12 protein-coding genes are annotated in these 12,450 nt (G+C 63.0%); 4 read left to right on the top strand and 8 right to left on the bottom strand.

Features of this window, described 5'->3' with window-relative positions; all coding sequences use genetic code 11:
• Positions 1-3: 3 nt before the first annotated feature.
• Both ribB and K3758_RS06610 read right to left on the bottom strand, forming a co-directional pair.
• Positions 4-1,128, bottom strand: coding sequence for a 3,4-dihydroxy-2-butanone-4-phosphate synthase (ribB, locus tag K3758_RS06615; protein WP_259948959.1), 1,125 nt, complete (start codon positions 1,126-1,128; stop codon positions 4-6).
• A gap of 81 nt (positions 1,129-1,209) precedes the next feature.
• Entirely contained in the window at positions 1,210-1,797 is a 588-nt protein-coding gene (locus tag K3758_RS06610) for a riboflavin synthase (protein ID WP_259948957.1), read from the bottom strand.
• Between the two features lie 129 nt (positions 1,798-1,926).
• Here K3758_RS06610 and K3758_RS06605 point away from each other — a divergent pair, with 129 nt between their 5' ends.
• From K3758_RS06605 to K3758_RS06595, 3 genes are all read left to right on the top strand, one after another.
• A complete protein-coding gene (locus tag K3758_RS06605; RefSeq protein ID WP_259948956.1) occupies positions 1,927-3,219 on the top strand; it encodes a capsule biosynthesis protein in 1,293 nt (430 codons plus the stop codon).
• A gap of 114 nt (positions 3,220-3,333) precedes the next feature.
• The gene (locus K3758_RS06600; protein ID WP_259948955.1) at positions 3,334-4,464 is read left to right on the top strand and encodes a polysaccharide biosynthesis/export family protein; all 1,131 of its coding nucleotides are present in this window, start codon (positions 3,334-3,336) and stop codon (positions 4,462-4,464) included.
• A 9-nt stretch (positions 4,465-4,473) separates the two neighbouring features.
• Positions 4,474-6,492 carry a capsular polysaccharide biosynthesis protein gene (locus K3758_RS06595; RefSeq protein WP_259948952.1) on the top strand — a complete coding sequence of 673 codons (2,019 nt, stop codon included), beginning with the start codon at positions 4,474-4,476 and terminating at the stop codon, positions 6,490-6,492.
• Between the two features lie 3 nt (positions 6,493-6,495).
• On the opposite strand, the gene ribD is transcribed toward K3758_RS06595, so the two are convergent.
• Positions 6,496-7,575 carry a bifunctional diaminohydroxyphosphoribosylaminopyrimidine deaminase/5-amino-6-(5-phosphoribosylamino)uracil reductase RibD gene (ribD, locus tag K3758_RS06590; protein ID WP_259950004.1) on the bottom strand — a complete coding sequence of 360 codons (1,080 nt, stop codon included), beginning with the start codon at positions 7,573-7,575 and terminating at the stop codon, positions 6,496-6,498.
• Positions 7,576-7,604: 29 nt separating this feature from the next.
• The gene (gene nrdR, locus K3758_RS06585; RefSeq protein WP_067264800.1) at positions 7,605-8,072 is read right to left on the bottom strand and encodes a transcriptional regulator NrdR; all 468 of its coding nucleotides are present in this window, start codon (positions 8,070-8,072) and stop codon (positions 7,605-7,607) included.
• Between the two features lie 186 nt (positions 8,073-8,258).
• Between nrdR and K3758_RS06580 the strand changes: the two genes are divergently transcribed.
• The gene (locus tag K3758_RS06580) at positions 8,259-8,930 is read left to right on the top strand and encodes an SDR family oxidoreductase (RefSeq protein WP_120350671.1); all 672 of its coding nucleotides are present in this window, start codon (positions 8,259-8,261) and stop codon (positions 8,928-8,930) included.
• An 18-nt stretch (positions 8,931-8,948) separates the two neighbouring features.
• On the opposite strand, the gene K3758_RS06575 is transcribed toward K3758_RS06580, so the two are convergent.
• The 4 genes from K3758_RS06575 to rpoD form a co-directional block, all read right to left on the bottom strand.
• Positions 8,949-9,365 (bottom strand): secondary thiamine-phosphate synthase enzyme YjbQ, encoded by a 417-nt coding sequence (locus K3758_RS06575; protein ID WP_259948949.1) that lies wholly within the window; start codon positions 9,363-9,365, stop codon positions 8,949-8,951.
• 1 nt (position 9,366) lies between these two features.
• Positions 9,367-9,846 carry a hypothetical protein gene (locus tag K3758_RS06570; RefSeq protein ID WP_259948944.1) on the bottom strand — a complete coding sequence of 160 codons (480 nt, stop codon included), beginning with the start codon at positions 9,844-9,846 and terminating at the stop codon, positions 9,367-9,369.
• 79 nt (positions 9,847-9,925) lie between these two features.
• The gene (locus K3758_RS06565; protein WP_259948932.1) at positions 9,926-10,339 is read right to left on the bottom strand and encodes a hypothetical protein; all 414 of its coding nucleotides are present in this window, start codon (positions 10,337-10,339) and stop codon (positions 9,926-9,928) included.
• A 101-nt stretch (positions 10,340-10,440) separates the two neighbouring features.
• Entirely contained in the window at positions 10,441-12,423 is a 1,983-nt protein-coding gene (gene rpoD / locus K3758_RS06560) for an RNA polymerase sigma factor RpoD (protein WP_120352171.1), read from the bottom strand.
• Between the last annotated feature and the right edge of the window lie 27 nt (positions 12,424-12,450).

Raw genomic sequence — 12,450 nt, 5'->3', positions numbered from 1 at the left:
CGATTACTCCGTGGTGATGGGCCGGGTGCCCACGATTTCCAGCGCATAGGCATCAAGGCCCAGATAGCGCGTGTCGGGATTGTCGGTCAGCAGGACAAGCTCATGCAGGCCCATCGACGACAGGATCTGCGCGCCCAGCCCGGTGCGTTTGATGGTGCGCGGACGCTCGTCATCTTCGGCATCCAGCCGCAGGCGCGGATAGGGGTCGCGGAACAGCACAACAGCGCCGCGCCCCTCTTCGGCGATGATCTGCATCGCGCGGGGCAATTCGTCCGCCGGGCTGGGGCCAAGGCCGAGGATATCTTCCAGCGCGTTGATCGCATGGGTCCGGATCAGCACCGGCTCGGGGGTAGAGATATCGCCCTTGGTCAGCACCACATGGTCGGTGCCGGTGATTTCGTCAGAGAAGACCCGCATCTGCCAGTCGCCACCATAGGCCGAGGTTACGGTGCGGCTGTCACGCTCCACTAGCAGGTTGTCATGTTTGTGGCGGTAGGTAATCAGGTCGCTGATCGTGCCGATTTTCAGCCCGTGTTCAGCCGCAAACGCCACCAAATCGGGCAGACGGGCCATTTCGCCATCGTCTTTCATGATCTCGCAGATCACGCCCGACGGGTGCAACCCGGCAAGACGCGAGATATCCACCGCCGCTTCGGTATGCCCTGCCCGCACCAGCACGCCACCATCGCGGGCCCGCAGGGGGAAGACATGGCCGGGGGTCGCGATATCCGCCGAGCCTGCTTGCTCAGAGATCGCCACTGCAACGGTCAACGCACGGTCTGCCGCAGAAATGCCCGTGCTGACACCCTCACGCGCTTCGATGCTGACGGTAAAGGCCGTTTCATGCCGCGAGGAGTTGTTCACCGCCATCATCGGCAAGCCCAGATGATCAACCCGCGCCGAGGTCATCGGCAGGCAAATCAACCCGCGCCCATGGGTCGCCATGAAATTGATCGCCGCGGCATCGGCAAACTGCGCCGGGATCACCAGATCGCCTTCGTTCTCGCGGTCCTCATGGTCCACCAGAATGAACATGCGGCCTTGGCGCGCGTCTTCGATGATGTCTTCGATCGGAGAAATCGCGTCGCTCAGCCCTGTCTCGACCGGTCCGGGTTTGTCAAATTGCATCGGCTGCTTCCATCTATCTGTTGCCCGGCTCTTAGCCTGACCTGCGCCGCTTGGCCAGAGCGCGCCCCGAAGGGCGCCGCGTCACATCTCGTTCAGCCGCGCGACGTAGCGCGCCAGCGTGTCGATTTCGAGGTTGACCAGATCGCCAACCTTGGCGTCGCCCCAAGTGGTCACCTCTTTGGTATGCGGAATGAAATTGATGCCAAAATCACAGCCGTCGACGTCATTCACCGTCAGCGAGGTGCCGTTCAGCGCCACAGAGCCCTTGGGCGCGATGAACCGCGCCAAATCCTTCGGCGCGCGAAGCGTCACGCGGGTGCTGTCGCCCTCATCTTTCATCTCGATAATCTCGGCCACGCCATCGACATGGCCCGACACGATATGCCCGCCCAACTCATCGCCAACTTTCAACGCACGCTCAAGGTTCACGCGGCGCCCCTCGGCCCAATGCTGGCCAAGGTTCGTCTTGGCCACCGTCTCGGCGCTGATCTGCACTTCGTACCAGTCGTCGCCCAGCCCCACGACTGTCAAGCAGACCCCATCGCTTGCAATAGACGCCCCCATGTCGATGCCAGAAGTGTCATAGCCTGTCTGGATAAGCGCGCGCAGATCGCCTTCCTGCTCCAGCTTGGTCACGGTGCCAACGTCTGTGATAATGCCGGTGAACATGGGGTAGGCTCCTTTGCAGTTTGGCGCAGTGGTAAACCCGCGCACCGCCACAGGCAAGAGCGGGTGACGCCACATTGTCGCCCCTATTATATGGTGGTTAAGGGTAAAACACGCCGATTTAGGACCCGTATGACCGTGACCGCTGCCCCCGCCCGCACCTTCCTGTTCCTGCAAGGCCCGCATGGGCCTTTCTTTAACAGTCTGGGCAAGATGCTGCGCCGTGCGGGGGCTGAGGTTTGGCGTGTGGGCTTCAACGCGGGCGACCGGGCCTTTTGGTTTCATCCATCGACCTACATCCCCTATCGCGGCACGGTTGAGGACTGGCCGAGCGTTTTCGCCACCCTGTTAGAGCAAAAACAGGTCACCGACATCGTGCTTTATGGCGACACACGGCCCATCCACGCCGAAGCGGTGGCCGAGGCCAAGCGTCGCGGCATCACCGTGCATGTTTTCGAGGAAGGCTATATGCGGCCCTATTGGGTCACCTATGAGCGCGGCGGCTCAAACGGCAACTCGCGCCTGATGGAGATGACCATTCCGCAGATGCAGGCAGCGCTGGCGCGCTCGGACATGGAAGCCCCCCTGCCCCCCGGCCACTGGGGCGACATGCGGCACCACATCTTTTACGGCGCGCTATACCATTGGTTCGTGATGTTCCGAAATGGCGATTACCGCAATTTCAAACCGCACCGCAGCCTGCCGGTGACCAAGGAATTCCGCCTCTACCTCAAACGCCTGCTGCTGATGCCGGTGCTGGCCGCTGACCGCCTGCTGTCCACGCTCAAAATCCGGCTGGGCGGGTTTCCCTATCATCTGGCGCTGCTGCAACTGGAGCATGATTCCTCTTTCCAAAAGCATTCGCCCTTCGACACGATGGCCGATTTCCTAGAGTTGGTGATCGAAGGCTTTGCCAAGGGCGCGCCGCAGCACCACCACCTCGTCATCAAGGCGCATCCGCTGGAAGATGGCCGCGTCCCCGTGCGGCGCGATGTCAAACGGCTGGCACGTGCCTTCGGCGTTTCAGACCGGGTGCATTTCGTCCGTGGCGGCAAGCTGGCACAGCTTTTGAACGACACGCGCAGTGCTGTGACAGTGAACTCCACCGCCGGGCAACAGGTGCTTTGGCGCGGCATCCCCCTCAAGGTCTTTGGCCGGGCGGTTTATTCCCAGCCAGAATTCGTGTCGGACCAGCCTCTGCCGGATTTCTTTGCCACGGCCAGCCGCCCTGACAACCGCGCCTATAAGGACTACCGCCGCTATCTCCTTGAAACTTCTCAGGTTCCGGGCGGGTTCTATGCCGCGCGGGGGCGGCGGCAATTGCTGCGCCAAGTGGTCGATATGATGCTCGCGCCCGACGATCCATATGATGCGCTGGAACAGGGCACCGCGGCCCCTCGGCAACAGTTGCGGGTCGTCACCTGAGTTAACCCATTCCGGCCTGTAGATTTTTTCGTTAGGCTGCGCTAAGTTGCAAAGTAATACGTCAAAACAATTGGCGATTTCGAGGCAGATATTTCAGGTCGAGGAGACCGGGCAGTGAAATCCGTATCTTTCCGGTGGGCGCGTCCCGTCGCAGCACTGGCGGCAGTGGCCGTCATCTCATCTTGCGGTTTGCCGCAGGTCGGGCCGAACAAGCGGCAAATCTATGCAGGCTCCGTTCAGCGCGAGGGCGATGCCTTTGTCGTCAGCGTGAACGACCGCGTCACCCGTGCCACCGCCGTGGCCCCCGCGCTTGGCTTTTCCGAAAGCTTTAAAAACGCAGGCCGGGTCGGCTCTGACACGATCCAACCGGGCGACATCCTTGGCATCACCGTGTATGAGAACGTGGATGACCCGCTTTTGGGCGTCGAAGGCGCGCCGGCCACCCTGCTCGAAGAAGTGCAGGTCGACGGCGCAGGCTTTATCTTTATTCCCTACGCGGGCCGCATCCGCGCTGCGGGCAACACTCCCGAGGCCATCCGCCGCATCATCACCCAAAAATTGGGCGAACAGACCCCCGACCCGCAGGTCGAAGTGCGCCGCGCGGCAGGCGATGGCTCAACCGTGTCGCTGATTGGCTCCATCGGCGCGCAGGGCGTTTATCCTATTGAGCGCCCCACCCGCACGCTGGCCGCCATGTTGGCCCGCGCAGGCGGTGTGACCATCATTCCCGAAATCGCGCAAGTCACCGTGATCCGCGGCGGGCAGCGGGGCAAAATCTGGTTCCAAGACCTCTATGACCACCCCGAACTTGATATCGCGCTGCGCCCCGGCGACCGCATTCTGGTCGAGGAGGACACACGCTCTTTCACCGCCCTTGGTGCCACCGGCGGTCAGGCCCGCGTGCCCTTTGAATCGCAGAACCTCTCGCTTTTGGAAGGCATCGCGCAGGTTGGCGGGCTGAGCCCGATCTCGGCTGACCCAACCGGCGTCTTCGTCTTCCGCAACGAGCCGGAAGCAGTTGCCGAACAGGTGTTGGGCCGCAGTGATCTGACCGGCGCGCAGCGTATGGTCTATGTGACCGATCTGACCAAGCCCAACGGCATGTTCATGGCCCGTGACTTCGTTATCCGCGACGGTGACACGATCTATGTCACCGAAGCGCCCTTTACCCAGTGGAGCAAGGTGATCTCGGCCATCACAGGCACGGCAGGGTCGGCGGACAGCATCACCTCACTCTCCGAATGATCCACCCCGGTGGCCTTTGAAGCTGACCCATACCCCGCCGCCGGTCCCGAAAGGAGCCGGCGGCTTTTCGTATATAACGGTGGGTTTCTGACGCAGCGCCGCCTGCGGCGCATCCTGCAACTGTCGGGCCATTCCCTGCGCCTCGGCCTGCCCGGCCCCGATGATGCGGTGGCGGTCTGGGGCAACTCCCCCACCGCGCATCGCGGGCTGGCCATGGCGGCAAAACGCGGCGTGCCGGTGATCCGTGTGGAGGACGCATGGCTGCGCTCGCTCCACCCCGGCCGCGCCGGAGAGCCGCCCTTGGGCCTGCTGATCGACAGCCGGGGCGCGCATTTCGACCCCGCCCAGCCCTCTGACCTTGAAGACCTGCTGGCCCATCATCCGCTGGACAACACCGCCCTACTGGACCGCGCGCGGGGCGGCATGGCGCAGATGGCCGAGGCGCATCTGACCAAATACGCGGGCTTTGACCTCGGCACCCCTGCTCCTGAACCGGGCTATGTGCTGGTGATCGACCAGACCCGCGGCGACGCTTCGGTCACCGCTTCGGGCGCGGATCGCGCACGGTTTCTGGAAATGCTCGTCTTCGCGCAAGAAGAGCATCCCGGCGCGCGGGTGATCATCAAAAGCCACCCCGAAACGGCGCAGGGGTATCGCGCGGGGCATTTCGGCCCCGAGGAAACCAACGACCGGATCACCCTGCTGACCGATCCCATCAGCCCTTGGGCGTTGTTCGAAGGCGCTGTCGGCGTCTATACCGTCTCCTCGCAAATGGGGTTCGAGGCGATCTTTGCCGGGCACAGGCCGCGCGTCTTTGGCCAGCCTTTCTACGCGGGCTGGGGGCTGACGGAGGATGAATTCCCCGTCCAACGCCGCCAGCGCCGCCTTAGCCGCGCGCAGCTCTTTGCGGCGGCGATGATCCTCTACCCCACGTGGTACGACCCCTACCGCGACCGGATCGGCAGTTTCGAGACCGCTCTCACCGCGCTCACAGCACAGGCCCGCGCGTGGCGGGAAGATCACCCCGGGTGGGACGCATGGGGCATGCGCCTGTGGAAGCGCCGTCCGCTACAGCAATTCTTTGGCGCGTCAACGCCGCTTCGCTTTCGCAAAGGCGCGGCAGAAGCCCCCGATCCGCCCCGCCGCGCCATGGTCTGGGCCAGCAAGGCAGAGACCGCGCCCCAAGGTGCCATGCGGGTCGAAGACGGGTTTCTGCGCTCACGCGGGCTGGGGGCCGAACTGGTCCCGCCGCTGTCGCTGGTCTGCGATGATCTGGGCATCTACTACGACCCCCAAGGGCCGAGTCGTCTGGAAAAATGGATCGAAAAACGCGCCGAGCTGCGCCCCGATCAACTGGTCCGCGCCCGCGCGCTGATCGACAGGCTCACCGGCGCGGGGCTGAGCAAATACAACCTTGGCGGCGCCGCGCCCGATCTGCCAGCGGGACGCCGCATCCTTGTGCCCGGTCAGGTGGAAGATGACGCTTCGATCCTCACGGGCACAGACACCGTGCGCAGCAACGCGGCCCTGCTGGCCGCCGCCCGCGCCGCCAACCCGGATGCCGTGATCCTCTACAAACCCCACCCCGATGTCGAAGCGGGCCTGCGCAAAGGCGCGACCGAGGCGGGCGACGCCGATCTGATCCTGCACCACGCAGACCCGATGGCGCTTTTGGGTCAAGTCAACGCGGTCTGGACCATGACCTCGCTCTTGGGGTTCGAAGCCCTGCTGCGGCGCGTGCCGGTGGTGACCTTGGGCGCGCCTTTCTACGCAGGCTGGGGGCTGACCGAAGACCGGGGCGATGTGCCGCCTCGCCGCCGGGCGCAACCGACCTTGGAAGGGCTGGTTCATGCCGCCCTCATCGATTACCCGCGCTACCGCGATCCGCTAAGCGGCCTGCCCTGCCCCGTCGAAGTGGTGGTCGAACGGCTGGCTTCCGGCAGCCTGCCCCGCGCCGGGCTGGGCAACCGGCTGCTGTCGAAACTTCAAGGGGTCTTTGCCAGCCAGAGCCACCTCTGGCGGCGGTAGCGCTCAATCGGCTGCGTTGCGCCGCCAGACGTGCAACAGGTCCGGCCCGATCTGCTGGCTCGATTGCAGGGCAAAGCGCGGCGCCTCGGCCAGCCGCGAAAGACCGAGCGCTCCGATCCCCGGCAGACCTTCGGCGCCGATCACCAGCCCGGCGGTAAAGCCCACCAGCCGGTCGACCAAATCCGCCTCAATCAAGGACGCGGCCAAGGCGCTGCCGCCCTCGCAGAAGATACGGGTGAGCCCATGGCCCGCCAGTTGCCGCAATACATCACTGGGGTTCAATTGCGCCCCCCGCGCGGCGCAGGGCAGCATCGTGGCCCCCAGATCGGACCACGCTTTGACCAAGGCCGGATCGGCATCCGTGCCATGGCAGAGGATCAACGGCACCTCTGCCGCCGTCCGCGCCAATTGCCCCATCAGCGGCAGATCAAGCCTGCGCGAGACGACGACGCGGGCCGGTTGCTGGGCGACACCATGACCGCGCACCGTGAGGCTTGGATCGTCCTTGCGCGCGGTGCCTGCCCCGACCATCACCGCGTCGTGTCGCGCGCGCATGGCATGGGTTAGCCGCCGCGCCGGGGCGTCGGTGATCCACTGGCTCTCGCCCGTGCCGGTGGCGATGCGCCCGTCAAAGGAATTGGCCAGCTTCAGCGTGAGCATCGGACGGCCCAAATCGGTACGGCAGAAGAAACCCGCGTTATCCGCGCGGGCCGCGTCTTCGTGCAGCCCGACTGAGACCTCGATCCCCGCCGCGCGCAACATCGCGATGCCGCGTCCGTTCACCCGCGCGTCGTCATCTTGCGTCGCGATCACCACCCGCGCCACGCCCGCGTCGATCAGCGCCTGTGCGCAGGGCGGTGTCTTACCGTGGTGGGAACAGGGCTCAAGCGTGACATAGACCGTCGCCCCGCGCGCCGCAGCGCCCGCCTGCGCCAGCGCCTGCGGCTCTGCATGGGGACGCCCGCCGGGCTGGGTCCAACCGCGCCCAACGATCCGGGTGCCTTGCGTAATCACACAGCCGACCGCCGGGTTGGGCCAGACATTGCCCTGCCCGCGCCGCCCCAAGGACAGCGCCAGCGCCATGAACCGCGCGTCGCTCACCCGATCGCCGGTCACTCTTCCGGCAGGGCGTCGGGCCGCAGTTCCTGAACGAATTTGTCGAAATCGTCCGCGGCTTGGAAGTTTTTGTAAACAGAGGCGAAACGCACATAGGCCACGGTGTCGATCCGGGCCAGCGCCTCCATCACGATCTCACCGATATGTTTTGAGCTGATGTCGGTCTCACCCATGCTTTCCAACCGGCGCACGATGCCAGAGATCATCTGATCGATACGCTCGGGATCGATGGGGCGTTTTTGCATGGAGATGCGGATCGAGCGTTCCAGCTTGTCGCGGTCAAAGTCTTCGCGTTTGCCAGAGGTTTTGATCACCACAAGATCGCGCAGTTGCACCCGTTCATAAGTGGTAAAGCGACCCCCGCAGGCCGGGCAAAACCGTCTGCGCCGGATCGAGACGTGATCCTCGGCCGGGCGGCTGTCTTTCACTTGGGTGTCGATATTTCCGCAAAACGGGCAGCGCATGGGCCGTCCCCCTCTTCATCCTGCCTCACTTGTGGGGCGCGCGGCCCTCTTGTCAAAACTTATAGGGGAGCCGCGAGGTTTTGGGTAGAGAAGATTTCCACAGCTAGATGTTGCGTTCAAAAATGTGTCATGGACCCAACGCCATGCCCCTGCGTTGGTCAGTCAAGGACATAAACGGAGCATGCTATGACCAAGACACTTTTCCTAACCGGTGCCTCCAGCGGGATCGGCGCGGCCACCGCGCGAGCCGCAGCCAAGGCGGGCTGGAACATCGGCCTGTTCGCCCGCAGCGAAGAGAAACTGAACGCCCTCGCCGATGAGATCGGTGATCAGGCGCTGGTGCTCGTGGGCGACGCCACCGATTACGACACGCAGAAACAGGCGCTCGACAAGCTCGCCGATCACTTTGGCGGGGTCGATGCGGCATTCGCCAATGCCGGACGTGGCACCAGCCCGGCGGGCACCGAAAAGGGCGATCCGCAGGATTGGAAGGCGATGGTGGATCTCAATATCATGGGCGCGCTCTATACCGCTCATGCCGCCATGCCGCATCTGCGCAAAACGACCGGGCAATATGTCGTCACCGGCTCTGCCGCAGGACGGCGCCATATCCAAGGCTCGATTTATAGCGCCACCAAATGGTTCATCCACGGCTTCGCGGGCAATCTGGCGGATGAGATGGCCGAATGGGGTGGCCGCTGCATGGTGGTGTCCCCCGGCATGGTCGATACGGCCTTTTTCGATGAGGCCAAACCCGACAAGCTGCAACCTGAGGACGTGGCAAATGCCGTCATGCATGCGCTCGACGCGCCTGCGCGGGCGGCGGTGCGTGAAATCCATCTGATGCCGACGGGCTGAGCCCGCTCCGGTCCGGCGTCAGTCGGGCCGGAAATGCGCCGCGATCTGCCGCTGATGCGGGGCATTGCGGTGCTCGAACAGATAGATACCCTGCCATGTCCCCAACATCATCCGCCCCCGCGCCACGGGGATGCTGAGGCTGACAGGCAGCACCGAGGCTTTGATATGTGCAGGCATGTCATCCGGCCCTTCCAACAGATGCGTGAGATAGCCCATTTGCGGCGCATCCGCAGGCGGCACCAGCCGCGCGAAATAGGCCAAGAGGTCGCGCTGCACGTCTGGATCGGCGTTCTCTTGGATCAACAGCGAGGCAGAGGTGTGCCGCACAAGAAGCGTCAGCAGCCCATCGCCCTGCCCGGCAAGCCAGCGGGCCACATCCTCGGTGAATTCGTAGAGCGCCTGACCGCGCGTTTCGACGGTAAATACAGTCTGCATCTTAGCAGGCTCCCCAATTTTGCGCGTCAGCGTCCCAGCATTGGCCCGCCGCCTGTTTCGCATCGCTGAGCGCAAAGAGCCCCAGTTCCGCCGTACCGCTGTCGCAGGTAAGCGCTGCGATCTCTCGGCCCTGCTCGGTCACTGTCACACCGCCATTGCTGGTTTGATCAATCTTGTCGTATGCGCCGTGAACCTCATAGGAAAACGCCCCGTTGCGAAAGGTCGTGCTCTCCCAAATGCCGCGACCAATCCCCGGCCAAGGCTGATGCACGACCTCCTTTATCAGTGCGCTCAGCCTCAGGTCAGGGGCGGTGTGAGGGCCAAAGCGGTAGGTTACGCGATTCCCGGTGATACAGACATCCAATTGCTTGGTGCCCCTGCCGGTCGTACAGCTCAAAACCGTCGTGCTGCCCGCGTCGCAAAGGGCAGCGGCTTGGCTGACACCGAGGGTCAGAAACAGGCTGGCAAGAACGAGACGCATGAGATTAATCCACCGCAACATTCCACGCAGGATAGGCTCGAGGTGCCGCGTAGACAACGGTCTGGGTCAGAGTGTGGCTCTAGAAATCTTCCAACTCGATCAGGTGGTCCAAACAGAACTGGCGCGCATGGTGGCTGGGCAGGTTCTCTCCCGCGCGGCGCAGGGTGACGGAATAGGACTGCCGGATATCGCCGTTCACCCGCTCGGGATCGGTGGTGAAAACAACGCCGGTTCGGCCCACACCGCTGAGCGACGGCCCACGGGGCGTTTTGATGAAAAGCCGCTCACTGCGCGGCAGGCCCAAAACATCCTGCGCAAACTCCGCAGCGGCGCACCAGACGTGACGCGCGCCTGCACCGTGGTCTTCGATCACTTCAAAATCACGCGCGGTGAGGGGCACGACGACCAACCAATTCTCGGCCCGATAAGCCTGCGCGGCGGCTTGCAGCGGCAGCACCAAGCACAGAAGGGTAAGAAGCGTTTTGCGCATCATGGGATCCTCCTTGGGATATCCCACTGATGTAAGCGGCGCGCGCGGCAGGTCAAAGGCCCACCCCGCAAAAGGAAGCGCGGCCACCGGGGCCGCGCATCGTTTTATTGATCAAGGAAGCTGCGCAGCTTGCGCGAACGGCTCGGGTGCTTGAGCTTGCGCAGGGCTTTGGCTTCGATCTGGCGAATACGTTCGCGGGTGACCGAGAACTGCTGACCGACTTCTTCGAGCGTGTGGTCGGTGTTCATGCCGATACCAAACCGCATCCGCAGGACACGCTCCTCCCGCGGGGTGAGCGAAGACAGCACGCGGGTCGTGGTCTCCTTGAGGTTTTCCTGAATGGCGCTGTCGAGCGGCAGCACGGCATTCTTGTCCTCGATGAAATCGCCCAGTTGGCTGTCTTCCTCATCGCCGATGGGCGTCTCGAGCGAGATCGGCTCCTTGGCGATCTTCATCACCTTGCGGACCTTTTCGAGCGGCATCTGCAGCTTCTCGGCCAGTTCCTCGGGCGTCGGCTCGCGGCCGATTTCGTGCAGCATCTGGCGACCGGTCCGAACCAGCTTGTTGATCGTCTCGATCATATGCACCGGAATACGGATGGTGCGCGCCTGATCGGCGATCGAACGGGTGATCGCCTGACGGATCCACCACGTCGCATAGGTGGAGAACTTGTAGCCGCGGCGGTACTCGAACTTATCCACGGCCTTCATCAGGCCGATGTTACCTTCCTGAATAAGATCAAGGAATTGCAAGCCGCGGTTCGTGTACTTCTTGGCGATGGAGATGACGAGGCGCAGGTTCGCTTCGACCATTTCCTTCTTGGCCTGACGGGCTTCTTTTTCGCCCTTCTGGACCTGCTGCACGATGCGGCGGAATTCAGAGATATCAAGACCGACATACTGACCGACCTGCGCCATGTCAGCGCGCAATTCTTCGACCTTGTCGCTAGAGCGTTCGATGAACATCTGCCATCCGCGACCGGACTTTTCGGCCATCCGCTCCATCCAGTTGGGATCAAGCTCGTAGCCGCGGTAGTTGTCGACGAATTCCTTGCGGTTGATACGCGCTTGGTCGGCAAGCTTCACCATCGCGCTGTCGATCTGCATGATGCGGCGGTTGATGCCGTAAAGCTGGTCGATCAGGGCTTCGATACGGTTGTTGTGCAGGTGCAGTTCATTCACCAACAGCACGATCTCGGACCGCAGCTTTTGGTACATCGCTTCCTGATCTTTGGTGAAAGACCCGTCTTCGTTCAGCGTGGCCGAGATACGGCTGTCCTGCATCGCGCTGAGCTTTTCGTAGTCGTCGGCGATGATGTCGAGCGCTTCGAGAACCTGAGGCTTCAGCGCCGCTTCCATGGCCGCAAGGCTCATGTTGGCCTGTTCGTCCTCATCGTCGTCGTCGTCGGATGAGATCGGGTTGCCGTCGGCGTCGTACTCGGGCTTGGCTTCTTCGCTCTTGGTCTCGGTCCCGGCGGCAGGGGCCACGACCGGCGTGGTTTCTTCCTCATCGCCCATCTGCGTGCCAAAAGTCGCCTCAAGGTCGATCACGTCGCGCAGCAGAATGTCTTCGGACAGAAGTTCGTCGCGCCAGATGGTGATCGCCTGAAACGTCAGCGGGCTTTCGCAAAGCCCCGCGATCATTGTGTTGCGGCCGGCCTCGATCCGCTTGGCGATGGCGATCTCGCCCTCACGGCTAAGCAACTCAACGCTGCCCATCTCGCGCAGGTACATGCGGACCGGGTCATCGGTGCGGTCGAGCTTTTCAGAGGTGCCAGAGGACAGCGCCACATCACGGTTGGACTCGGTGGTCGTGACTTCGGTCGAGCCTTTGTTCTCTTCCTCTTCGGCCTCTTCGTCTTCGATGATGTTGATGCCCATTTCCGACAGCATCGACATCACGTCTTCGATTTGTTCCGAGCTTACCTGATCGGGCGGCAGCACCGTGTTGAGCTGATCATAGGTGATATAGCCCTTCTCGCGGGCCTCACCGATCATCTTCTTCACGGCGGCTTGGCTCATGTCGAGCGAGTGGCCAGCCTCTGAATCGTTGCTCTTTGCGTCGTCATTCGTATCTTTGGCAGCCATCTCATGCTCCTTCAGCGCGTCAGCGCG

It is taken from the genome of Sulfitobacter sp. W002, assembly GCF_025142135.1.
Taxonomy (GTDB): domain Bacteria; phylum Pseudomonadota; class Alphaproteobacteria; order Rhodobacterales; family Rhodobacteraceae; genus Sulfitobacter; species Sulfitobacter profundi.
The sequence above is the reverse complement of the archived record's forward strand: the minus strand, read 5'-3'. Positions and strand labels throughout refer to the sequence as shown.